The sequence below is a fragment of the Bradyrhizobium sp. Ken01 genome (assembly GCF_055807355.1).
Map to the genome: position 1 here is coordinate 35242 of NZ_JBVVPC010000029.1, position 23206 is coordinate 58447.

Annotated in this window: 26 protein-coding genes and 1 riboswitch; of the genes, 13 read left to right on the forward strand and 13 right to left on the reverse strand. The window is 64.6% G+C overall.

Annotation, left to right across the window (positions count from 1 at the left end):
• Positions 1-23 precede the first annotated feature (23 nt).
• A complete protein-coding gene (locus AC0L3S_RS25140) occupies positions 24-566 on the forward strand; it encodes a DUF3455 domain-containing protein (RefSeq protein WP_473281966.1) in 543 nt (180 codons plus the stop codon).
• Between the two features lie 4 nt (positions 567-570).
• Here the strand turns inward: AC0L3S_RS25140 and AC0L3S_RS25145 are convergent, their stop codons facing one another.
• Together AC0L3S_RS25145 and alaS are read right to left on the reverse strand one after the other, a co-directional pair.
• Entirely contained in the window at positions 571-1797 is a 1227-nt protein-coding gene (locus AC0L3S_RS25145; protein WP_473281968.1) for a cyclic nucleotide-gated ion channel, read from the reverse strand.
• Between the two features lie 4 nt (positions 1798-1801).
• A complete protein-coding gene (gene alaS, locus AC0L3S_RS25150; protein WP_473281970.1) occupies positions 1802-4495 on the reverse strand; it encodes an alanine--tRNA ligase in 2694 nt (897 codons plus the stop codon).
• Positions 4496-4717: 222 nt separating this feature from the next.
• Positions 4718-4807: riboswitch (glycine riboswitch) on the forward strand.
• A 143-nt stretch (positions 4808-4950) separates the two neighbouring features.
• On the opposite strand from alaS, the gene gcvT reads away from it, so the two are divergent.
• From gcvT to gcvP, 3 genes are all read left to right on the forward strand, one after another.
• Positions 4951-6099, forward strand: coding sequence for a glycine cleavage system aminomethyltransferase GcvT (gcvT, locus tag AC0L3S_RS25155; protein WP_473259150.1), 1149 nt, complete (start codon positions 4951-4953; stop codon positions 6097-6099).
• Positions 6100-6110: 11 nt separating this feature from the next.
• Positions 6111-6479, forward strand: coding sequence for a glycine cleavage system protein GcvH (gene gcvH, locus AC0L3S_RS25160; protein WP_247328286.1), 369 nt, complete (start codon positions 6111-6113; stop codon positions 6477-6479).
• 156 nt (positions 6480-6635) lie between these two features.
• Positions 6636-9500, forward strand: coding sequence for an aminomethyl-transferring glycine dehydrogenase (gene gcvP, locus AC0L3S_RS25165; protein WP_473282058.1), 2865 nt, complete (start codon positions 6636-6638; stop codon positions 9498-9500).
• A gap of 296 nt (positions 9501-9796) precedes the next feature.
• Here gcvP and AC0L3S_RS25170 read toward each other — a convergent pair whose 3' ends face one another.
• Both AC0L3S_RS25170 and recA read right to left on the reverse strand, forming a co-directional pair.
• Positions 9797-10786, reverse strand: a complete 990-nt coding sequence (locus AC0L3S_RS25170; protein WP_473281973.1) for a hypothetical protein — start codon at positions 10784-10786, stop codon at positions 9797-9799.
• A gap of 106 nt (positions 10787-10892) precedes the next feature.
• Entirely contained in the window at positions 10893-11981 is a 1089-nt protein-coding gene (gene recA / locus AC0L3S_RS25175) for a recombinase RecA (protein ID WP_473281976.1), read from the reverse strand.
• Positions 11982-12232: 251 nt separating this feature from the next.
• Between recA and AC0L3S_RS25180 the strand changes: the two genes are divergently transcribed.
• Positions 12233-12400: a hypothetical protein gene (locus AC0L3S_RS25180; protein ID WP_473281978.1), complete on the forward strand. Its 168-nt coding sequence runs from the start codon at positions 12233-12235 to the stop codon at positions 12398-12400.
• 699 nt (positions 12401-13099) lie between these two features.
• On the opposite strand, the gene AC0L3S_RS25185 is transcribed toward AC0L3S_RS25180, so the two are convergent.
• The gene (locus AC0L3S_RS25185) at positions 13100-13357 is read right to left on the reverse strand and encodes a DUF2798 domain-containing protein (protein WP_473282060.1); all 258 of its coding nucleotides are present in this window, start codon (positions 13355-13357) and stop codon (positions 13100-13102) included.
• A 260-nt stretch (positions 13358-13617) separates the two neighbouring features.
• Between AC0L3S_RS25185 and AC0L3S_RS25190 the strand changes: the two genes are divergently transcribed.
• Both AC0L3S_RS25190 and AC0L3S_RS25195 read left to right on the forward strand, forming a co-directional pair.
• Complete coding sequence (locus AC0L3S_RS25190) at positions 13618-13806, forward strand: hypothetical protein (protein WP_473281980.1); 189 nt, start codon at positions 13618-13620, stop codon at positions 13804-13806.
• Positions 13807-13967: 161 nt separating this feature from the next.
• Positions 13968-14201 carry a DUF6894 family protein gene (locus tag AC0L3S_RS25195; RefSeq protein WP_027518878.1) on the forward strand — a complete coding sequence of 78 codons (234 nt, stop codon included), beginning with the start codon at positions 13968-13970 and terminating at the stop codon, positions 14199-14201.
• Between the two features lie 9 nt (positions 14202-14210).
• Here AC0L3S_RS25195 and AC0L3S_RS25200 read toward each other — a convergent pair whose 3' ends face one another.
• Both AC0L3S_RS25200 and AC0L3S_RS25205 read right to left on the reverse strand, forming a co-directional pair.
• Positions 14211-14465 (reverse strand): hypothetical protein, encoded by a 255-nt coding sequence (locus AC0L3S_RS25200; RefSeq protein ID WP_473259167.1) that lies wholly within the window; start codon positions 14463-14465, stop codon positions 14211-14213.
• A 104-nt stretch (positions 14466-14569) separates the two neighbouring features.
• Positions 14570-14881, reverse strand: coding sequence for a hypothetical protein (locus tag AC0L3S_RS25205; RefSeq protein ID WP_473259169.1), 312 nt, complete (start codon positions 14879-14881; stop codon positions 14570-14572).
• Positions 14882-15240: 359 nt separating this feature from the next.
• On the opposite strand from AC0L3S_RS25205, the gene AC0L3S_RS25210 reads away from it, so the two are divergent.
• Positions 15241-15705, forward strand: coding sequence for a PaaI family thioesterase (locus tag AC0L3S_RS25210; RefSeq protein ID WP_473281982.1), 465 nt, complete (start codon positions 15241-15243; stop codon positions 15703-15705).
• Positions 15706-15809: 104 nt separating this feature from the next.
• Here AC0L3S_RS25210 and AC0L3S_RS25215 read toward each other — a convergent pair whose 3' ends face one another.
• Positions 15810-16103 carry an HdeA/HdeB family chaperone gene (locus AC0L3S_RS25215; RefSeq protein ID WP_247400414.1) on the reverse strand — a complete coding sequence of 98 codons (294 nt, stop codon included), beginning with the start codon at positions 16101-16103 and terminating at the stop codon, positions 15810-15812.
• A 180-nt stretch (positions 16104-16283) separates the two neighbouring features.
• Here AC0L3S_RS25215 and AC0L3S_RS25220 point away from each other — a divergent pair, with 180 nt between their 5' ends.
• Positions 16284-16526 (forward strand): PilZ domain-containing protein, encoded by a 243-nt coding sequence (locus tag AC0L3S_RS25220; RefSeq protein ID WP_473281985.1) that lies wholly within the window; start codon positions 16284-16286, stop codon positions 16524-16526.
• A 46-nt stretch (positions 16527-16572) separates the two neighbouring features.
• Here AC0L3S_RS25220 and AC0L3S_RS25225 read toward each other — a convergent pair whose 3' ends face one another.
• The gene (locus tag AC0L3S_RS25225) at positions 16573-18609 is read right to left on the reverse strand and encodes a pyrroloquinoline quinone-dependent dehydrogenase (RefSeq protein ID WP_473281987.1); all 2037 of its coding nucleotides are present in this window, start codon (positions 18607-18609) and stop codon (positions 16573-16575) included.
• Between the two features lie 12 nt (positions 18610-18621).
• Positions 18622-18855 (reverse strand): hypothetical protein, encoded by a 234-nt coding sequence (locus tag AC0L3S_RS25230; RefSeq protein WP_247400416.1) that lies wholly within the window; start codon positions 18853-18855, stop codon positions 18622-18624.
• A gap of 184 nt (positions 18856-19039) precedes the next feature.
• Between AC0L3S_RS25230 and AC0L3S_RS25235 the strand changes: the two genes are divergently transcribed.
• The gene (locus tag AC0L3S_RS25235; protein ID WP_473259180.1) at positions 19040-19444 is read left to right on the forward strand and encodes a hypothetical protein; all 405 of its coding nucleotides are present in this window, start codon (positions 19040-19042) and stop codon (positions 19442-19444) included.
• 110 nt (positions 19445-19554) lie between these two features.
• On the forward strand, positions 19555-19887 hold the full coding sequence (locus AC0L3S_RS25240) for a hypothetical protein (protein ID WP_473281990.1): 333 nt from the start codon (positions 19555-19557) through the stop codon (positions 19885-19887).
• Between the two features lie 75 nt (positions 19888-19962).
• Here AC0L3S_RS25240 and AC0L3S_RS25245 read toward each other — a convergent pair whose 3' ends face one another.
• The 3 genes from AC0L3S_RS25245 to AC0L3S_RS25255 are packed head-to-tail and all read right to left on the reverse strand — an operon-like array spanning position 19963 to position 21243.
• Positions 19963-20319 (reverse strand): carboxymuconolactone decarboxylase family protein, encoded by a 357-nt coding sequence (locus AC0L3S_RS25245; protein WP_027518887.1) that lies wholly within the window; start codon positions 20317-20319, stop codon positions 19963-19965.
• Between the two features lie 22 nt (positions 20320-20341).
• A complete protein-coding gene (locus tag AC0L3S_RS25250) occupies positions 20342-20809 on the reverse strand; it encodes a DUF6691 family protein (RefSeq protein WP_473281993.1) in 468 nt (155 codons plus the stop codon).
• Between the two features lie 5 nt (positions 20810-20814).
• A complete protein-coding gene (locus AC0L3S_RS25255) occupies positions 20815-21243 on the reverse strand; it encodes a YeeE/YedE family protein (RefSeq protein WP_473259187.1) in 429 nt (142 codons plus the stop codon).
• A gap of 95 nt (positions 21244-21338) precedes the next feature.
• Between AC0L3S_RS25255 and AC0L3S_RS25260 the strand changes: the two genes are divergently transcribed.
• Together AC0L3S_RS25260 and ccoG are read left to right on the forward strand one after the other, a co-directional pair.
• Entirely contained in the window at positions 21339-21659 is a 321-nt protein-coding gene (locus tag AC0L3S_RS25260; protein WP_473259190.1) for an ArsR/SmtB family transcription factor, read from the forward strand.
• 33 nt (positions 21660-21692) lie between these two features.
• Positions 21693-23132 (forward strand): cytochrome c oxidase accessory protein CcoG, encoded by a 1440-nt coding sequence (gene ccoG / locus AC0L3S_RS25265; protein WP_473281995.1) that lies wholly within the window; start codon positions 21693-21695, stop codon positions 23130-23132.
• The last annotated feature ends 74 nt before the right edge of the window (positions 23133-23206 follow it).

A 23206-nucleotide genomic window follows, 5' to 3' on the forward strand; every position in this document is an offset into this window, starting at 1 on the left:
GACCTTTGCGTGGAGATGCGACCATGTCGATCAAGCTTGCCCTCCCCTGCCTGTTGCTGCTCGCTGCGATGGCAGCACCCGCCGCAGCTGCAGAGCCCGAAGCGGCCGAGGCCCCACGCGGACAACTGAAGCTCAGCCTGCCGGAGACCATCCGAGCTCCGGGCGAGCAACTCGTCACGGTCCTGAACGCTGAAGGTGCTCAGGTCTATGAATGCAAGGCGGCCGCCGACGGTAAGCTGGCCTGGACCTTTCGCGAGCCGATCGCGACGCTTCTGTCCGAAGGCAAGACGGTCGGTCGCCACTATGCCGGGCCGAACTGGGAATATGCCGACGGCAGCGCCGTCGTCGGAAAGGCGATCGGCAACGCGCCGGGTGCCACCGCGGCCGACATCCCTTGGCTGAAGCTGGAGGTGACAGCGCATCGCGGCAGTGGCGTTCTCACGCCCGTCACAACGGTCCAGCGCATCAGCACCAACGGCGGCAAGCTCGACGGCGCCTGCGAGAAAGCTGGCGAGTTCAGGAGCGTGCCCTACTCGGCGGTGTACGTCTTCCTGAAGAAAGGTTGAGCCCTCAGCGGTCGGTGCCGTCGCGCTCCGCCTGCGCCAGCTCCGCCACCGCAAGATCTCCGCTGCCCTCCAGCCGCGCCTTTGCCGTCTTGTGCACGTGCGCGGCAAGCGTCGGCATGCGTTCGATCAGAGCATGAAAGTCCTGGGCATCGAGCACCAGCAGCCGGGTCTTGCGCGTCGCCGTCACCGTGCCGCTGCGTTTTGTCTTGTGCAGCAGCGCGATCTCGCCGAAGAAAGTGCCATCCGCGAGCCGCACCTGCTGGTTCGGCAGCGCGATCTCGACCTCGCCGGCGGTGATGAAGTACATCGACGAAGCCGCATCGCCCCGCCGCACCAATATCTCGCCCTGCTCGATCGTGCGCGCCCGGAGCAGCCGCATGATGTCGGCGATCTCGGATGCGCTGAGATGCGAGAACAGCGGCACCCGTGCCAGCATGCTCCAGGTGACCACGAAGTCGCGCCGCTTCACCTCTTCCGCAAAGGCCGTCGAGATGATCGCGACCGGCAGCGCGATCATGGCAAATCCGCTGATGATGGTGAAGACGGAGATGAACTTTCCGAGCGCCGTCACCGGCACGACGTCGCCGTAGCCGACGGTGCCGAGCGTCACGATCGCCCACCACATCGCCTGCGGAATGGTGCCGAGCTTGTCCGGCTGCACATCGCGCTCGATGGCGTAGAGCAGCGAGGCAAACGTCAGAACCGCGCCGATCAGGATGACGATGCAGCCGATCAGCGCCCGCCGCTCCGCGTGCACGGCCGCGAGCAGCGAACGCATCGCCGGCGAGTAGCGCACCAGCTTGAAGAACGGCAGCACGCCGAGGGCAGCCAGCGTCGCGTGCCGACCCGTAGCGAGCACGATCGCAGCCGGCAGGAACGCGAGGAGGTCGATGATGCCGAGCGCGGAGAAGACATAGCTGAGCCGGTCGGACAGCGCGGACCCCGTGCGCTGGGTATGGCCCGCCACCGTCCACAACCGCGCGGCATATTCCAGCGCGAACACGATCACGGAGAGGATGGAGATGCCCGCGAACAGCGCGCCGAATTGCGCATCCAGCTCCGGCACCGAGGCAAGGATCATCGCGGCCACATCGAGCACGATGACGCCGATGATCAGCTGGATGAAGCGCGACCCGACCGAGTAGGCCAGCGGATCGTGCTCCAGCAATTCGTAGAGGCGATCCCTCAGATTGGGATCGCGAAGCCCAATTCCTCGCGGAACGGGGCGCACCTGCCTACGCGCCGGCCGATTTTTGTTCAGTCATGGCTTTTTCGATCGCCGTGAGCGCCGCGGCCGCATTCGCACCATCAGGGCCGCCGGCCTGGGCCATGTCGGGCCGCCCGCCGCCGCCCTTGCCGCCAAGCGCCTCGGAGGCGACCTTCACCAGATTGACCGCATTGAAGCGCGAGGTCAGGTCAGCGGTGACGCCGACCACGACTCCGGCCTTGCCCTCCTCGGTGACGCCCACGATGGCGACGACGCCGGAGCCGATCTGCTTCTTGCCGTCGTCGGCAAGGCTCTTGAGATCCTTCATCTCGATGCCCTCGACCGCGCGCGCCATCAGCTTGACGTCGCCAACCTCGCGCACGCCGGAGGCTGCGCCGTTGCTCGAAGCTGCACCGCCGCCCATCGCCAGCTTCTTGCGGGCGTCGGAGAGCTCGCGCTCGAGCTTCTTGCGCTCCTCCATCAGCGCGGCAATGCGCGCCGGGACGTCGTCGATCGAGGTGCGCAGTTCGTGGGCCGCGGTCTTCGCCAGCGCCATGGTGTCGTTGGCATGTTTGCGCGCGTAGTTGCCGGTCAGCGCCTCGATCCGGCGCACGCCCGAAGCCACCGCGCTCTCGCCCGTCAGCGTGATCAGCCCGATGTCGCCGGTGCGCCTGACATGCGTGCCGCCGCACAGCTCGACCGACCAGCCGAGCGCGTTGGCGCCGCGCTCGCGCGCGGTCCGCCCCATCGAGACGACGCGAACCTCGTCACCATATTTCTCGCCGAACAGCGCACGCGCGCCGGCCTCGCGGGCCTCGTCCACGCCCATGACGCGGGTCGAGACCTCGTCATTCTCCAGCACCACGTCGTTCGCGATATCCTCGACGCGCGCGAGCTCTTCCGCCGTGATCGGCTTCGGATGCACGAAGTCGAAACGCAAACGGTCCGGCGCGACCATCGAGCCGCGCTGGGCGATGTGATCGCCGAGCACCTGGCGCAGCGCCTCGTGGATGAGATGGGTCGCCGAGTGATGCGCGCGGATCGAAAAGCGCCTGCCGTGGTCAACTTCGAGCTGCAGCGCGGTGCCGAGTTTCAGCTCGCCGCTCTCGACCGTGCCGACGTGAACAAAGAAATCGCCGAGCTTTTTCTGCGTATCGGTGACGCGGAACTTGATGCCCCCCTCGCCGGTCAATACGCCGGTGTCGCCGACCTGGCCGCCGGACTCCGCGTAGAACGGCGTCTGGTTCAGCACGATCGCGCCGGTGTCGCCGGCCTTGAGGCTCGTGGCTTCCTTGCCGTCCTTGACCAGCGCGGTCACCACGCCTTCGGCGCTCTCGGTCTCGTAACCCAGGAATTCGGTTGCGCCCAGCTTCTCACGCAGCGGGAACCAGATCGCCTCGGAAGCAGCTTCGCCAGACCCCTTCCAGGATTCGCGCGCCTTGGCCTTCTGACGCTCCATCGCATCGGTGAACGAGGCCTGGTCGACGCTGATGCCGCGCGACTTCAGCGCGTCCTGCGTCAAATCGAGCGGGAAGCCGTAGGTGTCGTACAGCGTGAAGGCGACGTCGCCGTCGAACATGTCGCCCTTCTTCAAGGAAGCACTCTTCTCGTCGAGAATGGCGAGGCCGCGCGTCAGCGTCTTGCGGAAGCGCGTCTCTTCCAGCCGCAGCGTTTCCTCGATCAGATTTTCCGCGCGCATCAAATCCGGATAGGCCTGGCCCATCTCGCGCACCAGCGCCCAGACCAGGCGATGCATCAGCGGCTCTTTGGCACCGAGCAGCTGCGCATGGCGCATCGCACGGCGCATGATCCGGCGCAGCACATAGCCGCGGCCCTCGTTCGAGGGCAGCACGCCGTCGGCGACGAGGAAGGCCGACGAACGCAGATGGTCGGCGATGACGCGGAACGAGGCCACGGTCTTCTCGTCCGGTCCGCTTCCGAGAGCCGACGCGGTCGCGTCGATCAAATGACGGAACAGATCGGTCTCGAACACGCTGTCGACGCCCTGCATGATGCAGGCCATGCGCTCAAGGCCCATGCCGGTGTCGATCGAGGGACGCGGCAGATCCACGCGCTCCTCCTTCGTCACCTGCTCGTACTGCATGAACACCAGATTCCAGAATTCGAGGAAGCGGTCGCCGTCTTCCTCCGGGGAGCCCGGAGGGCCGCCCCAGATGTGCTCGCCGCGATCGATGAAGATCTCCGAGCACGGACCGCACGGGCCGGTGTCGCCCATCGCCCAGAAATTGTCCGAGGTCGGGATGCGGATGATGCGGTCCTCGGAGAAGCCCGCGATCTTCTTCCACAGCCCGGCCGCCTCGTCGTCGGTGTGGTAGACAGTGACGAGCAGCTTGTCCTTCTTGAGCCCGAACTCCTTCGTGATCAGCGTCCAGGCCAGCTCGATCGCGCGCTCCTTGAAATAGTCGCCGAACGAGAAGTTGCCGAGCATCTCGAAGAAGGTGAGATGGCGCGCGGTGTAACCGACATTGTCGAGGTCGTTGTGCTTGCCGCCGGCGCGCACGCATTTCTGCGACGTGGTGGCGCGCTGATAGGGCCGCTTCTCGACGCCGGTGAAGACGTTCTTGAACTGCACCATGCCGGCATTGGTGAACATCAACGTCGGATCGTTGCGCGGCACCAATGGCGAGGACGACACGATCTCGTGGCCGTTCTCGGCAAAGAAGTTCAGAAAGGTCGACCTGATCTCGTTGACGCCGCTCATGTTCATCCAATCGGGTGTGCTTGCACCCGCCTTCCAGCCATCCAAACCGCAAGTTTGGGCTGATATCTGCGGGTCAAAGCGCTTTTAGACAAGGCCAGCTTCGCTGTCCAGAAACTGTGCAGCCAGATCAAGGCGTTGCCGCAGTCGCGTAATCCGTTGGAAAGCCGCCGATGCCGCGTTGACAGGCTTGGCCGGCCTGTGGTCTTTACCCATCTGTATCGTACGGCCACGTCGGGAGAGACCGGCACTGGTAGCCGGCGCCGAAGGAGCAACCGCCCCGGAAACTCTCAGGCAAAAGGACCGCGTGGCTTTGACAGCATCTGGAAAGAGGCGCCGACGGGTTTAGATCCGGACAGCGTCCGCCGACGGGATAATACTCTCAGGCACAGCGACAGATGGGGCTTCGACTGGTGTCCACGGGAAATCGTTCCCGGGGAACCGCCGAGGGCCCCCCGATGCTTGCACGTGACGACAAAGACTCCCTGAAACGCACCCCCCTTTACGACCTGCATGTTTCGCTCGGCGGCAAGATGGTGCCGTTCGCGGGCTATGACATGCCCGTGCAATATCCGGCCGGAGTCCTGAAGGAGCACCTTCATACCCGCAACGCAGCCGGCCTGTTCGACGTCTCCCACATGGGCCAGATCGCGCTCCGGCCGAAATCCGGCAAGGTCGAGGACGCCGCCCGCGCGCTGGAACGGCTGGTGCCGCAGGATATTTTGGCGATCGCGCCGGGCCGGCAGCGCTACGCCCAGTTCACCAATGCCGAAGGCGGGATTCTGGACGATCTGATGGTCGCCAATTTCGGCGATCACCTCTTCCTGGTCGTCAATGCCGCCTGCAAGGCCGAGGACGAGGCGCATCTGCGCGCGAATCTTTCGGACGACTGCATCATCGAGCAGCTCTCCGACCGCGCGCTGATCGCGCTGCAGGGGCCGAAGGCGGAATCGGCGCTGGCGAAATTATGTGCAGAGGCACCCGCCATGAAGTTCATGGATTCCGGCCCGCACAAGGTCGCCGGCCTCGACTGCTTCGTCTCGCGCTCCGGCTACACGGGCGAGGATGGATTCGAGATTTCGGTTCCTGCGGAGGATGCCGAACGGCTCGCCAAGGCGCTGCTGGACAATGCTGACGTCATGCCGATCGGGCTCGGCGCCCGTGACAGCCTGCGGCTCGAGGGCGGGCTTTGTCTTTACGGCCATGACATCGATACCGCGACCACGCCGGTCGAGGCGGCACTGGAATGGTCGGTGCAGAAGAGCCGCCGCACCGGCGGCGCGCGTGCCGGCGGCTTCCCCGGCGCGGAAAAGATTCTCGCTCATTTCGATCACGGCGCATCCCGCCGCCGTGTCGGCCTGCGCACCGAGGGCCGCGCGCCGGTGCGCGAGGGCGCGCTGCTGTTTGCGAATGCGACCTCCGCCGAGCCGATCGGAAAGGTCACCTCGGGCGGTTTCGGCCCGAGCCTGAATGCGCCGGTCGCGATGGGCTATGTGCCCACCGCATCGAGCGCGATCGACACAAAACTCTTCGCCGAAGTGCGCGGCCAACGCCTGGCCGTGCAAATCGCCGCCATGCCCTTCGTGAAAAACACCTACAAACGCTGAGGACTGAGAAAATGACCACGACGCTCTACACCTCCGACCACGAATGGCTCGCGATCGACGGCGATGTCGCCACCGTCGGGATCACCGACTACGCGCAGTCGCAGCTCGGCGACGTCGTGTTCGTCGAATTGCCCAAGCTCGGCCGCACGCTGAAGAAGGCCGAACCCGCCGCCGTCGTCGAATCGGTGAAGGCCGCATCGGACGTCTACGCGCCTGTTAGCGGTGAGGTGCTCGAGACCAACCCCGAGCTTGCGAGCGAGCCGGCGCTGGTAAACTCTGACGCGCAAGGCAAGGCCTGGTTCTTCAAGATCAAGATGGCCGACAAGAGCGAGCTCGGCGGTCTCATGGACGAAGCGGCGTACAAGGCCCACACGGCGTGAGATGATGCGAACTCTAACCTCATATTCGGTGTCATCACCCGCGAAGGCGGGTGATCCAGTACGCCGCGGCTTCTCGGCCCTAGCCGAAGCGGCTGCGTTTACTGGGTGCCCCGCCTTCGCGGGGCACGACAAGAACATCTAAAGCGAGGACCCATGATGACCGCGCACCGCAAATCCAACGGCGACACCACCGGCTTCGTTCGCCGCCACATCGGCCCTTCCGCCCGCGACGTCACCGCGATGCTCGAGGCGGTCGGCGCGAACAGCGTCGACGCGCTGATGGCGCAGACGCTGCCGGCCTCGATCCGGCAGGCTGCCCCACTCGATCTCGGCAAGCCGCTCAGCGAAACCGAGGCGATCGCGCATATGGGCGAGCTCGCCGCCCAGAACCAGGTCTTCACCTCGCTGATCGGCCAGGGCTATTCCGGCACGATCCTGCCGGCGGTGATCCAGCGCAACATTCTGGAGAACCCGGCCTGGTACACGGCCTACACGCCCTACCAGCCCGAGATCAGCCAGGGCCGGCTGGAGGCGCTGCTCAACTTCCAGACCATGATCTGCGATCTCACCGGGCTCGACGTCGCCAACGCCTCGCTGCTCGACGAGGCAACCGCGGCCGCCGAAGCAATGGCGCTCGCGGAGCGGCACTCGCGGGTCGAAGCAAAGGCCTTCTTCGTCGACAAGGACGTGCATCCGCAGACGCTCGCCGTGATGCGCACCCGCGCGGAGCCCCTGGGCTGGACCCTGGTCGTCGGCGATCCCCTTACCGATCTCGACAAGACCGACGTGCTTGGTGCGCTGCTTCAATACCCGGGCTCCTCAGGCGCGGTGCGCGACCTCAGGCCCGCGATCGCCAGCCTGAAGGCCAAGGGCGCGCTCGCGGTCATCGCCGCCGATCTGCTGGCGCTGACCCTGCTCGCCTCGCCCGGCGAGCTCGGCGCCGACATCGCCATCGGCTCTGCCCAGCGCTTCGGCGTGCCGATGGGGTATGGCGGCCCGCACGCGGCCTATATGGCGGTGCGCGATGCGCTGAAGCGTTCGCTGCCCGGCCGCATCGTCGGCCTCTCCGTGGATTCGCGCGGGATGCCGGCCTACCGTCTCGCACTGCAGACCCGCGAGCAGCACATCCGCCGCGAGAAGGCGACCTCCAACATCTGCACCGCGCAGGTGCTGCTCGCCGTGATCGCCTCGATGTATGCGGTCTATCACGGTCCCGAAGGCTTGACGCAGATCGCGCGCAATGTGCATCGCCGCACGGCGGTGCTGGCCGCCGGCCTGCGCAGGCTCGGCTTTACGCTGAGGAGCGAAAACTTCTTCGACACGCTCAGCGTGGTTACAGGCGCGAAGCGTGCCGAGATCGTCGCGCGCGCGGCCGCCGAGAAGATCAATCTCGGCGTTGGTGACGACAGCTTGCGCATCGCGCTCGACGAGACCACCACGCCCGCGGCGGTGGAAGCGGTCTGGCGCGCCTTCGGCGGCCAGCTTGCCTACGCCGAGATCGACGCGACCACGCGCGAGGCGCTGCCGGAGGCGCTGAAGCGCGCGACCTCCTTCCTCACCCATCCGGTGTTCCATGCGCATCGCTCGGAGACCGAGATGCTGCGCTACATGCGCAGGCTCAGCGACCGCGACCTCGCGCTCGACCGCGCGATGATCCCGCTCGGCTCGTGCACCATGAAGCTGAACGCGACCACCGAGATGATGCCGCTGACCTGGCCCGAGTTTGGCTCGTTGCATCCTTTCGCCCCGCGCGAGCAGGCACGTGGCTATCACGCGTTGTTCGCGCGCCTGGAGAAATGGCTGTGCGATATCACCGGCTATGACGCGATCTCGCTGCAGCCGAATTCCGGCGCGCAAGGAGAATATGCCGGGCTTCTGGCCATCCGCGGTTATCACGCGGCGCGTGGCGAGACGCATCGCAAGATCTGCCTGATCCCTTCCTCCGCCCACGGCACCAACCCGGCTTCCGCCGCGATGGTTGGCATGGACGTGGTGGTTGTTGCCTGCGAGAAAAATGGCGACGTCGATGTCAACGACCTCCGCGCCAAGGCCGAGAAGCATTCGAACGACCTCGCCGCGGTCATGATCACCTATCCCTCGACCCATGGCGTGTTCGAGGAGCACATCCGCGAGATCTGCGACATCGTGCATGGCCATGGCGGACAGGTCTATCTCGACGGCGCCAACCTCAACGCGCAGGTCGGCCTTAGCAGGCCCGGCGATTACGGCGCCGACGTCAGCCATCTCAACCTGCACAAGACCTTCTGCATCCCGCATGGCGGCGGCGGCCCGGGCATGGGCCCGATCGGCGTCAAGGCGCACCTCGCACCGTTCCTGCCCGGTCATCCCGGAACGAATGCAGACGCGCCAGTCGGCCCGGTCTCGGCCGCGCCGTTCGGCTCAGCCTCGATCCTGACCATCTCCTACATCTACATCCTGATGATGGGCGGCGAAGGCCTCAAGCGCGCCACCGAGATCGCGATCCTCAACGCCAACTACGTCGCAGCAAGGCTCGATGCGCACTTCCCGGTGCTCTACAAGAACGAAAAGGGCCGCGTCGCGCATGAGTGCATCGTCGACCCCCGCGGGCTGAAGACGACGTCCGGCGTCACCGTCGACGACATCGCAAAGCGCCTGATCGATTACGGCTTCCATGCGCCCACCATGAGCTTCCCGGTGCCGGGCACGCTGATGATCGAGCCGACCGAGTCGGAATCCAAGGCGGAGCTCGATCGCTTCTGCGACGCCATGATCGCGATCCGCAAGGAAATCGCCGAGGTCGAGACCGGTCGCTTCAAGATCGAGGCCTCGCCCTTGCGCCACGCCCCGCACACGGTGCATGACATCGCGGACGACGATTGGAAGCGCGCCTACACCCGCGTCGAGGGCTGCTTCCCCGCGGGCACCTCGCGCACGGACAAATATTGGTCCCCGGTCGGGCGCGTCGACAACGTCTATGGCGACCGCAATCTGGTGTGCTCGTGCCCGCCGGTGAGCGATTACGCGGAAGCCGCGGAGTAGGACCCGACGGAGGTTTTGTAGGGTGGGCAAAGCGACTCGTCCGCCGTAGCTCGAAGAGCGAAGGCGGAAGCGTGCCCACCTCCTTCGTCTGAGTTGAAATATGGTGGGCAAGCACTTGCGCGCCTTTGCCCACCCCTACGGACCCTGCACCCTGGATGCCGAAGCGTGCTGCCGCAAGATGGTTCGTGGTCAGAATCAGATGTGACACGATCACCTCTCAAAGGAGTCCGGCGCGCTGCGTGGCGTCGGCAACGGCCAAATCTGTCGTCGAAACAAGGTGCGTCATGCCCATGACTTCACGATGGCTTCGTCAAAACATGGCTGCAACGCCACAGCCGGTCGTTGGTCAGGTGCGTGCCACCCCACCAGCGGTCGATCGGGTTGTGGCGACTGAAATCTTCCTGATGGGCCACGACAGCCTCCCCGAACTCAGTCAGTGACAGTCGGCTGCGTAGATATGCGGCGTGGCGATCCCTGTGGTTCTCGCGATCGATTGTCCGCAGTTCGTCGTCCAATCCGGCCACTGCGGGCCTGGGGCCGAGCGCGAGCCCGTCGAGCAACCGACCCAACTCAGTCTCTCCAAACACGAACGTGCGCCGATGCGAGCGCAGGTGAAACAACGCACCCGTGTTCGCAAACCCTCTGGCAAGCATCTCCAAGAACCGCATCTCCGTCGCACCGAGTCCCGTCGAAGGCGACGGGAGTTCTGCTAGGAGATCGAGCAAGGCCGGGCGCAGCATCAGCAATGCACTGAGATCCTGGTGAAGGAGATCGACGCAGGCCTCAGGGGTCGTCGCGCGGTAGGCCGACCACGCCAACCGGGCAGTCTCGAACTCCTGGGCCCTAACAGGCACGACATGAATGTGCGGCTCGGACGCAGCGAGATCTTCACCGCGTTCCGTCGTCAGCTCGGATGCCACAAGTCGAAGTTTAAGCTTTGGCAACAGCGAGGAGCAGGAGCTGAGGTGGTCCAGCAGGCAGACGAGCTGCAATTGATCCCGGGGAGCTGGGTCGAACCAAAGTTCAACCACGTCATATTGCTCGCAGAAGTCCGCAAGGGACAAGTCTTTGCGGTCCTTGATGCCCTTGGGCCACCGGATGCCCCAGTCAGACCAATGATCACCTGGCCCGAGATTCGCCGAACGCGCCGCGAAAAAGGCTGCGAGCTTCTCGGGCGAGGGCAGCGGTCCCCACTCAAGGTGAAACGAGGACGAGATGACAAGCTCCGCCAACCCGGATCGTGCGAGCTGGCCTCCGGACGAACTGGTCAGAATCAACCGCTTCATCGCGCCCCCCGAGCACGACCGATCCTAAACGAAACAGGCGCCGAAGACGTCGGCAACTCAACGTCCTCAGCGCCCGCTCCTCGCGAAAAACTCTACCCGTTGAGGCTTACTCCTCGCCCGGCTCCTCGCCGTCGGCGTCACGCTCGGGGCTGCCGGCGAGAATCTGCTCGGCGATCAGGCCGGAGTTCTGGCGGATCGAGGTCTCGATCTTGGCGGTGATGTCGGGGTTGGCCTTCAGGAACGCTTTCGAATTCTCGCGGCCCTGGCCAAGACGCTGGCTGTCATAGGAGAACCAGGCGCCGGACTTCTCGACGATGCCGGCCTTGACGCCGAGATCGAGGATCTCGCCCATCTTGGAGACGCCCTCGCCGTACATGATGTCGAACTCGACCTGCTTGAAGGGCGGCGCCAGCTTGTTCTTGACGACCTTGACGCGCGTGGTGTTGCCGACCACTTCGTCGCGTTCCTTGATCGCGCCGATGCGGCGGATATCGAGGCGGACGGAGGCATAGAATTTCAGCGCGTTGCCGCCGGTGGTGGTTTCCGGCGAGCCGTACATCACACCGATCTTCATGCGGATCTGGTTGATGAAGATCACCATGGTATTGGACTTGTTGATGGACGCCGTCAGCTTGCGCAGCGCCTGGCTCATCAGGCGGGCTTGCAGACCCGGCAGCGCATCGCCCATCTCACCCTCGAGCTCGGCCTTCGGCACCAGCGCCGCGACCGAATCGATCACCAGCACGTCGACCGCGCCGGAGCGCACCAGCGTGTCGCAGATTTCCAGCGCCTGCTCGCCGGTGTCCGGCTGCGAGATCAGGAGCTCGTCGATGTTGACGCCCAACTTGCGCGCATAGACCGGGTCGAGCGCGTGCTCGGCGTCGATGAAGGCGCAGATGCCGCCCTTCTTCTGCCCTTCCGCAACCGTGTGCAGCGCCAGCGTGGTTTTGCCCGAGGATTCCGGCCCGTAAATCTCCACGACGCGCCCCTTCGGCAGACCGCCGATCCCGAGCGCGATATCGAGCCCGAGCGAACCCGAGGACACCGCCTCGACATCCATCGAACGGTCGTTCTTGCCGAGCTTCATCACCGAGCCCTTGCCGAACTGCCGCTCGATCTGGGAGAGCGCGGCGGCCAGAGCTTTACTCTTGTCCATGGAAGATCCTTCGACGATACGCAGGGCAGTGGTGGACATTGGGTCGTGCTCCTTATGGCGAGGATTCGCTAGAGGGACAAACGGCTGGCGAGGCGGCGCGGCGATAAAATCAATGTACCCTATTTGTTCTAGGTTCGCAATATGTTCTTTTGCGGATTTGCGCGTTAAGTGACGTGCATCAAAGACGGATGAGCTGCGCGCCGTCAGAATTCCGTAATCCTGCGGCACCGAACCTTTTCGCGGTCTGCGGCCTTCTCTGGGATGGGACCGTAACTCTGGGGACCTCAGTCATGACGGACAACACGTATCACGATACGATCCGGCGCATTCCGCTGCTGGAGGCGGCGCGGGAGGAGATGAGCAAGTTCGAGCGCAAGGAAAACGAGTTCCGCAAGAAGGACCGCGACGAGCGTGCCGCCGAACTCCATTTGCCGCTGGACGCGATCAAGGTTCACTAAGGCCGTCGGGACGAGGGCGTAGGAGCCGAGGCCAGCCGGCCGACGCGTCAGGCGTGGCGATGTTCGCCAGCGGCAACGCGCTGGCGACAGTGCCGGAGCGGCCGCCCGTTGATCTCAGGGAATCGGCACAGGAATCGAGATTCGGATCGCCATGGAGGCGAGTCCGAGCCGATATGGTATCCAAATACTACCAGTAAGCCATTGATTGAACGAGGGAATTTGTAGGCGGGCTACTGTGCATGGGGTTGTTTTCGTGTTTTTGAAAGGCGCGCATGGGCCTTTCCACCCCGGAGCCGTCTCCCGCAGCCAACACCGCCTACAGCAGAACCAGCAACCCGATCCCGATCACCAGCACGACGAAGCCAGCCGCCGTCGCGGCGGCGAATGACCGCTCTACGTTGTCCATGATGCCACCCCGTTGCCGGCACGCCACGTTTCCCCCATGGCAGCACCGTCATTGCGAAATCTCGCCTGCGGTTGTGTCCTGAGTTGTGCGAACGGATGTCGAAATTGGGACCGGTGCGGGGCCAGTGTGCGGCCCCCAAGCTCTGGCTTTCGCTGCCACCGTCGGGCCTTGTCAGGCTGTCGTAAGCTGAGCCGGCTAGGGTCGCCCGGCTATGGTGTTGCAGCCCAGCACCTCAGCCTCCAATAACCTTCTCCCCGCTTGGTTCTCCAAGCGGGGTTTTTTCATGCCGCCTTTCATGCCGGCCGGCCGGTTTGCGAACCGCCCTCCTCCCGCGTCAGGCGCAGCGAGAAGGCGCGGATCGCCGGCGCCGCGAGCAGCACGATCGGCAGCATCGCCGCCCATGCGATCAGCCACGACACCATCCAGTGCGCGAGGAAGTCCAGCGCATTCCCTACAGGAAGGCTGGCGATGCCCGCGGCGACCAGCGAGGTCAGTCCGGACTGGATGATTCCGAACACGAAATGAGAATAGCGGCGGGGAATGCCCAGCATGACGCGCCCATGTTGCTGACCGTCATCGGGCCAAGCAAGCCACATGCCGCCGCGTTCCGGAAGGCGCCCTTACCCATCCCAGGAACTCTGTTCTTGGCCGGAGAACCACGGGAGGGGTCTCGCGCCGCCGCTGGGCGGCAGCGCGTGTGTTTGCGAGATAGCCGTGGGCTATCCGGGACTTACCGACAGATTTGGTTTTCGCTGGAATATTATGCCCCCAGCATGTTCTCAGAGATGGAAGTGAATCGTGGGAGATGGCCATGAATCACAGGGGCATCGAGTTCACCGTCGCCAAGACGGCAATTCCCGGGATCTGGCGGTGGCAGTTCCGAATCGGCGAGCAGATCAAGACCGGCAGGACCGAGACCAAGATCGATCTCTTGGCGATCCGGCGGGTGCAGCTGAGGATCGATCGGGAGCTGAAGGCGATCGGGCGCAAAACCGCCTGAACGGCCGCACCGAGATCGTCGGCGGCATGGCTTGCAGGGCGCTCGCCGCGCCCACGGGGCTATTCCGTAGCCGCCCGGAATTGATCTGCCGATGGTTTGGGATTGGACTGCCGCGATTATGGCCGTGGGGACGGAGCCATCAGGCGCGATCGGTACGAACCATGCCGCTCTACTTTTTTCGAATCCGGAACGGCAGCTATTCCGGCTGTGCCGACCAGGCGTCGGAATTTGCCGATCGCGATTTGGCCTGGAAGGAGATGACCAGCGTCTGCGCCGACATGGCCGCCGGCATCGCCCGCAAGCTCCAGGAAAATTCCGAATGGAACATGGAGCTGCTGGACGAGGCCAAGGAGCCCGTGTTCCGGATCCGCATCACATCCGAAACGTTCGAATAGGGGCCAGGCCTAATCCGCGCTGGGCAGCCGCCGCATCGTGAATTCGATGTCGCCGCCGGGCAGCTCGCGCCAGGTCTCGACCGCGCTCATATAGCCGGCCTTGGGGTAGCGGGCGAAGAAAGCCTGCGCCCTCTCCCGCGCCGCCGCGCGCGGCAGCGTGAAGGTCTCGCGCAGATAGCCGTCGCCGGCCCTCGTGCCGGGCTTGCCGCCCATCTTGCGCCGGCGCGCCATCCGCTCGGCGAGATCCCGCGGACGATCGGCCATGTTCTGCTCTCCTCGACGCAATACGCTCCCGCGCAATGTAGGAAGCAGGCCGATCAAAGAGGAGTCCCGGCCGAGGCATCAACCGCCTCCGATCGGGCAGACGGTCAATTGGCGGTCGTGCCGGATTTCTTCTTCGGCGCACCGGTCGCGGCCGACGCCTTTGGCGCCGCCGCCTGCTTCGGCGGGTCGGAGCGCATGCCGCCCCAGGGATCGTTGGAGGCCTTGGAATCCGGAATCTTCTTCAGCGTCTCCTTGTAGGCCCTGTCACGCTCGGCTTCCGCGGCCTTCTCCTCGGGGGTCTTGCCAGGCCCCTCCTGCAGCAAATTGAGATTGGGCATTTGCGCATAGGCCGGTCCCGCCAGCACGGTCGGTCCCGCCAGAACAGCCAGCACCGCGGCCATACGGAAAAGCTTCATCATGTACTCCTTGATCATCCATGGCGGCGCGGGTCGCCCGTGCCTTGTCACCCCTGTCACAACCGCAGGGGCCGCTCGGCCCGCTAGAGCCGGTCCGATCTGCACGATTTCGGCGCGTGGAGCCAGTCGTCCCAGATCGGGCCGCACTTGGTGCACCCGTTCAGCAGCAGGCCGAGCCCGGCCAGACAAAACACGAGGACATACCGACGCAACATCACCCACCCATACCCACTCCGTGGCATCATACCGGGCGAAGTCAGGCATTTTCAAGCCGACGGGCCCGTAGCAGACCGGGTGACTTTGCCGCGCCGGTCCGCTCGGAATGCCGAACATGCGACAATACGGAGGGAACGACAGCAATGCCATCGCAGCCAGAAGCCGAGTTCGGCATCTCTGAGGCCCGACGCATCCTCGGCGAAGTCTTTGCCCCCTGGATCCAGGATCTCAATCTGTCGGTCGAGCGCATCGAGCACCTGCCGCCGCCGGACGTGCCGGACTGGCAGCCGGCAGCGCTCCTGCGCATGCCGTTCTCGGAACGGCTGTGCCGCAACGGCGGCGTGGTCTGCGGCCAGGCGCTGATGGCACTCGCCGACACCGCGATGGTGATCGCAAACCTCGCCGCCAACCGCGGCTATCGTCCGATGACCACCGTCGACCAGACCACGCATTTCATGCGCGCGGTCTCCTCGTCGGACGTGCTGGCCGACGCCCGCGTGGTGCGACTCGGGCGCACCATGAGCTTTGGCCGGGTCACGCTGCTCTCGGCCACCGACAACAAGCCGGTGGCGATGGTGTCGAGCGCGTTCGCGATGCTGCCGGGGTGAGCATCAAAGAAGAAAGCCGCGTGAGCGCACAGCGCACTGCGGCTCTCGATGGCGTCATGTCGAGACAGGAAGCGCGATCGCGCGTCGCGCCGTCACGGCAGAAGCTACTTGCCGAGCACTTCGTCAGCCGCGGTGACGATGCTGACGTTCGGATTTTTTCCGCAATAGCTGCCGAACTGCTTGGCGTTCTCGACGAACACGTCGGTGTCGATGATCGCGTTCTCTTCATCGCCCTTGTACCAGCCGTCCATCCAGGTCAGCACCATCTTGATGGTATCGTCGCCGCTCTCCAGGAACTGCTTGCAGCTCATGGTCGCGAGATCGAGCTTTGCGGCGTGGGCGGGCATGGACGAGAGCGAGAGCGCTGCGGCGAACAGAAGCGAAAGCGTGGTCTTCATCAATATCTCCATCGGCGCGTAGCGCCACAAAGGAACGGCTTGGGGGAAAATCCGCGGAGTGACTTCCGCTTCGACGTCGTAAACGAAATCTGAAGCGCTGTGCAAGTAGCGCCAGTATTGAGTTTAGTTCAACGTAATTTCTATGCACTACTTCACAAAGATCATTATGGATTAACGCGGATGATCGAGAAGCGTGCAGCGCAGCGTTACCGTGTTTTCAAGGGTGGAAAGATCACCTTTGAAAACAGCGGCATCACGTGCACGGTGCGAAATATGTCGGCGGACGGCGCCGCAATCGACCTCGATGCCCTCGTCACATTGCCGCAATCGTTCACACTCGCGATCGCGCGCGACAATTTCGTGCGCAAATGCCGCCCCGTCTGGCGCCACGAAAGGCGCATCGGCCTCGCTTTCGTACAGTAGTGCACATGATGTGAATGATCGTTCGCATCGCGCGCGCGATGCCGCGTCATGTTCGCGCGCTACGTCGCCGGCGCCGCGAGCGCAGGCTTGCGACAACGAGCGCGACAATCGCGAGCGCGATCACCGATGATGCCGCAAAAAATCGTCCACCGGGGCGATCGATGGTACGCGACCACAGCGACGGCCCCTCGCCCGGCCGTGCCAGGCGAAACGCAACGACGCTGTCGCCGATCGAGGTGCCTGCCTCGGAGTGGCCACCGGCGCCGATCGCGACATACTGCTCGCCCTTCCAGAGATAGGTCATGGGATTGGCGACGCCGGGCACGGGCAGCCGACCCTGCCACAGCTCCCTGCCGCTGCGCGCATCGAAGGCGCGCAAATAGGCGTCCATCGCTCCGGTGAAGACGAGCCCGCCTGCCGTGACCGCGAGCCCGTTGACGAGCGGCGCACCCCACGGCAGCGGCACGCCGAGCGGGGCGAGATCCTCGGTGGTGCCGACCGTCGAACGCCAGAGGATCTTGCCGGCCTTCAGATCGACCGCGACCATCTCGCCCCAGGGCGGCTTGTTGCAAAGAAACCCGAGCGGCGACATTACGACCGCACGCGACATCGCAAACGGCGCACCATTCTGCTGGCCGAAATCATGACCGGGCGGAGGATCGAATCCGGTCGCCTCCGCCCGCGGAATCAGCTTGATGAGATGAACGGCCCGGCTGGTATTGGCATAGAGGACCTGGTTGAGGGGATCGAAGGTTGCGCTGCCCCAGTTGACGCCGCCGCCGGTGAAAGGGAACTCCAGCGTGCCTTGCGTTGAGGGTGGCGTGTACAGGCCCTCGTTGCGTGCCTCCGCGAACTGCTTCTCGCAAGCTGAGCGGCGCAGGCCAGGAACGAGCGAGAGCGCATCCTCAGTCGAGATTTTTTGCGACATCAGCGGTGGCACATGCGTTGGGAATGGCTGCGTGGGCGACAGCCGTTCGCCTTCCGCGGCCCCCTGCGGGACGCTGCGCTCCTCGACCGGCCATACCGGCTTGCCGGTGTCGCGATCGAGCACGAAGACAAAGCCCTGCTTGGTCGGCTGGATCACGACGTCGCGCTGACCTTCGTCGGTGTCGATGCGCGTGAGTGTCGGCTGCGCCGGCAGATCGTAATCCCAGACGTCGTGATGCACGGTCTGGAATCCCCATACGAGCTCGCCGGTCTCGATGCGCAGCGCGACCACCGAATTGGCATGCTCGTTGTTGCCCGGCCGCTTGCCGCCCCAAAAATCCGGCGACGGCGAGGACGTCGGCAGGAATACCAGTCCGCGCGCCGCGTCGACCGACATCGGCGCCCAGACATTGGCGTGACCGGCTTCGATGCCGTCGCGCTTGAGCGGCTCGAAGGTCCAGCGCGGCTGACCGCTGCGCGCATCGAACGCGCGCACCATACCGCTCGGCGCGTCGACGCGGCGGTTGTCGCCGATCGCGGAGCCGACCACGACGACCCCGCGCCCGACCGCCGGCGGCGAGGTGATCTGGAATTCGCCGGGCCATTCCAGCTTCACGCCGATATCGGGCCTGACCTCACCACCCCTGCCGAATCCGCCACAGGGGATTCCCGTCTTCGCATCGAGCGCGATCAGACGAACATCGTTGGTGCCCATGAAGATGCGCGATCGACATGCGGCATCTACAGGCGCCTCGTCGTCGATCCAGTAAGTGACGCCGCGGCAGACGTAACGATTGGCGGGACGCTGGTTGATCGCGATCTTGGGATCGTAGCGCCATTTCTGCGCGCCCGTGCCGGGATCGAGCGCGATCACCTCGTTGAAGGGCGAGCAGAAGACCAGGCTGTCCTCGACGAACAGCGGCGTCGCTTGGAATTTGGTTCGCCGCATCACCCCGGGCGGCCGCGCCGCGAGATCGCCCGTGTGGAATTCGAAGGCCCGCACCAGGTTGCCGACATTGCCGGGCGTGATCTCTCGCAATGGCGAGAAGCGCGAGCCACCGGGATCGCCACCCCAGCTCTCCCAAGCGATGCCTGGCCACGACGAAAACAAGAGGAGCGTGACGAGAGCGGCCGAATAGCACGGGCGGCTCGCCAACGCCCGCCTCACCTATTTCGGCTTCTTGGCAGGTTCAGGCGGCCGCGCCCCGCTCCACGGATCGTACTTCTCCTTGGACTCGGGAATGCGCTCGAGTGCGGCCTTGTAGGCCTTCTCGTCGACCTTGGGCTTGTTGTCCGCCTTCTGGCCGCCCTCGTTAGGCTGACGCCTGCCGCCTCCCATCTGCGCCTGCGCGGAGGCAACCGCCAGCGCCAGCACGGCGGCCGCTATGATCAAAATCCTCATGGGCGCAATCCCCCTCGTCTAGGGTACAAACTAGCCGGCAATTATCGAATAGCCAATGCTGCGGGCTCCGGAGCTTGAGCAAATCCTGACTTCAGGAAATCCCGGCTTCAGCAAATCTTGATCGGCCGGGTCTTCGTCGGATCGCATTCGTGCCTATGTTTTGGCCCGCAGGGGACCTTCACGGATGTTACGGATTATTGCTCATGCCGCGCTGATCGCCAGCGCGCTCGCGCTCGGGGCCTGCGGCTTTGCGGACAGCCGCGCACCGGTGCCCGAGTTCATGCGCATGAAGGAGGCCGAGCAGCCTCCGCCCGAATCGCCCCCCGACGTCAAACGCGTCGTGCGCGAGCAGATCGAATTCGTCTTCCTCAGCACGTCCTATCCGCGCGAGGTGCATGTCGCCACACCCCATCGAGAGGTGCGGGGATCGGGTTGGACAGCTTGCGTCCGAGCCCACCTCACCTCGGCGACCGGCTCGCCGCTCGGGCCACAGACCTACATCGTGACCATATCAAGCGGAAAGGTGGTCGATCGCCGCCGCGCCGAAGCGGACGACATCTGCGGGTCGGAAAGCTACGAGCCGATCTAGGGAACGGATCAAGCCGACATCCGATCCGGTTCCGGGAAAAACCTGTAATTTTGCCGGAACGATCACGGCCTCCCCTTCTTGTTACCGCCGAGGGCAGTTTCGAGGAGGACATGATGAGGACATTCACGATTGCGTTGCTGACTGGTGTCGGAGCCTTGGCAGCGGTGAGCGGCGCGAAGGCCGCCGACGTTTACACGAGCAGCGAATACACCAGCCCCGATCTCGTCCAGCAAGTGCGACTGGTCTGCGATGATTCCGGCAATTGCTATCGCACCCGCGGCGGCTCGCGCGTGATCGTGCGCGACTCCTACGCGACCATGCCGCGCGACCGCTACTATGAGCGCCGCACCTATCGCGACTGGGACGACGGTCCGCGCGGCGGCGTCGGCATCCGCGCGCCCGGCGTCAGTGTGGGCGTCGGTGTCGGCGGCGACCGCTGGTAATCGATGAAGCCACGACAGGCGGGACCCGACGAGACAACTCGCCCGGTCCCGCCTCTGCAATTCGCATCGCAGACGTCAGGCGGCAAGCGTCTGCTGCTGGAACTGCTCGTAGGCCGCGATCGCATCCGCGGCATACATCAGCGATGGCCCACCACCCATATAGACGGCCATGCCGAGCGTTTCCTCGACCTCCTCGCGCGTTGCACCTAGCTTGACCAGGGCTTCGGTATGGAAGCCGATACAGCCGTCGCAATGCGCGGCAACGCCGAGCGCGAGCGCAATCATTTCCTTGGTCTTCTTGTCCAGCGCGCCGTCGCGCGTGGCGGCCTGGGCAAGCGCGGCAAATCCTTTCATGGTGTCCGGAATGTCACTGCGCAGCTTGCGCAGGTTGGCGGAGATTTGGCGGGTGATCTCGGGGTAATTCTTGTCCATGACTTACTCTCTGCGTTTACTCTTAGGTGTCGAACGGGTCGGCCGGCGTGATGAAGCGCGTCAACGACGGCAGGTGAGCGATGAAACGGGCGAGCACCATGCCGGCACTCATTGCAGCGACGAAGATGACGGCGGACACGGAGCCAAATCCAAGCGCGGTCAGCGCCGGCCCCGGACAGAAGCCCGCCAGTCCCCAACCCACCCCGAAGATCGCGGGGCCTGCGGTGATCCTGGGGTCGATGTCGCTTCGCGTTGGAAGATAAAATCGTTCGGCGAAGTAGGGACGCGCGAGCTTCAGGACCCGTTTGAGGCCGGTGAAAGTCACGGCCACCGCGCCGGCCATCACGAAGGCAAGGCTCGCATCCCACGTCCCCGCAGGAATGCCGCCGACGTCGAGGAAGTTCAGGACCTTCGCCGGATTCGCCATGCCCGAGACGATCAGGCCGAGGCCGAAGATCACGCCGATCAAGAATTGAACCGGTATAGCCATCGCCATCAGGTCCCGTGCCGCATCACGAGGACCGTCGCCATGCCGGTCGCCATGAAGGTCATGGTCGCGACCAGCGAGCGCGCCGAGAGCCGCGACAGGCCGCAGACGCCGTGGCCGGAGGTGCAGCCACTGCCCCAGACCGAACCGAAACCCGTGAGCAAGCCGCCGACAATCAAAACGACCGGCTGCGCCTCGATCGTCTGCGCCGGCAGGCTTCCGGTGACGAGCAGCACCAGCACGGGCGCGGCGACGAGGCCCGCGACGAAGGCAAGCCGGCCAGGAAATTGGCGGTCCTCGTAAGGGGGAAACAGTCGCGCTGCGATGCCGCTGACGCCGGCGATCCGCCCCGTCGCCCACATCAGCAGAACGGCAGACAAGCCGATCAGCGCACCGCCAACAAGGGAGGCGATTGGCGTAAATGATGTCGAGACCATGCGACCTCCGGATCGAGAGCACGCCCGGCGCGGGCACCGGATACCATTACTTTAGCGCTTTCGTATTTTCGAATATACTAATTTACATGTCGGCCATGAAACGCAAGGTCCGCAATCAAGAGTTGGTCGCGCTTGAGGAGAAGGCCGAGGAGGCTTCCCGCCTCCTCACGGCCATGGGCAATCCGAAGCGGCTGCTGGTCCTCTGCAACATGCTGGACGGCGAGAAGTCGGTCGGCGAGCTCGCCGACATCGCAGGCCTGTCGTCGGCCGCACTATCTCAGCATCTCGGCAAGATGCGCGCATTGAGCCTGGTCAAACCCAGAAGGGATGGTCAGACGGTATACTACAGCATCGCGAGCCAGGAAGTCCGCTCGTTGCTGGAGACGCTGTACCGCCTCTTCTGCACTCCCGGATAGGCGCTCGCCCGCGCTAGACGCGAGGAACGCAGGATGACCGACGATACCATCATCGAGGGCCCGCTTTACGAGAAGCGGAAGAAGGTCTATCCGCAATCGGTCCGAGGGCCGTTCCGCCGCATCAAATGGGCGATCCTCTGCGTCACGCTCGGGACCTACTATCTGCTGCCCTTCATTCGCTGGGACCGCGGACCCGGCCTGCCGAACCAGGCTGTCCTGGTCGACTTGCCGCATCGTCGCTTCTATTTCTTCTTCATCGAACTGTGGCCGCAGGAAGTCTATTACTTCACGGGCCTGCTCATCATTGCCGCTATGGCGCTGTTCCTGATGAACGCGGTGGCCGGTCGTATCTGGTGCGGCTACATGTGCCCACAGACGTTATGGACCGATTTGTTCTATGCAGTGGAACGCTGGGTCGAGGGCGACCGGCGCGAGCGCATGCTGGGCGACAAGCGCTACTGGACCTTTGGTCACATCCGAAAGGTCGCAACCAAGCACTTCCTCTGGATCATGATCGCCTGGTGGACCGGCGGCGCCTGGGTGCTCTATTTCGCTGACGCGCCGACGCTGGTGAAGGAGCTCGCCACTTTCCAGGCCCCCTTCATCGCCTATCTCTGGATCGGCATCCTGACCGCAACGACCTACGTCTTTGCAGGCCACGCCCGCGAGCAGATGTGCATCTACATGTGTCCCTGGCCGCGCATCCAGGCGGCGCTGACCGACGAATGGGCACTCAACGTCACGTATCGCCGCGACCGCGGCGAGCCACGCATGTCGGTGAAGAAGGCGCACGTCGCCCGCACCCAGGGCGACATCGCGGGCGACTGCATCGACTGCCAGCAGTGCATCAATGTCTGCCCGACCGGCGTCGACATCCGGCACGGCATCCAGCTCGGCTGCATCCAATGCGGCCTGTGCATCGACGCCTGCGACACCGTCATGCGGGAGATCGGCCGGCCCGCCGGCTTGATCGGCTATGATACCGACATCAACATGCAACGCCGGAGCGAGGGCAAGGCGCCGATTTACCGCATCATCCGCGCGCGCACCCTGATCTATACCGCGGCCATTGCCATCGTCGGCGGCATCATGCTCTACGCGCTCGCCACGCGCGCGACGATGGACGTCAACGTGCTGCACGAGCGCAATCCACTCTTCGTTCAGCTCGCCGATGGCGGCGTTCGCAACGACTACACCGTGCGCATCCTCAACAAGGGCGCGCAGCGGTCGTTTGCGCTCGAGGTCTCCGGCCTGCCGGGCGCGACAATTCGCGTCGCCGGCATCGGGACCGGAGCTGACGGCAAGCCCGTCGTCGAGGTCGGGCAGGATCAGACCCGCGAGGTCCGGCTGTCGGTGCAGGTCGGCCCGACCCAGCTGCCGCAGACCTCGCGCGACATCGACATCGGGATCACCGACACCGCCGGGGGCGGACGTGCAAGCGCCCGCGACCATTTCGTACCGGGTGACCGCTAGGCACCGTCTCCCGCGGTATCCGGCGGCTCGCGGCCGGATGCTCAACGAGACGTTAATATTACCACTCGAATTGA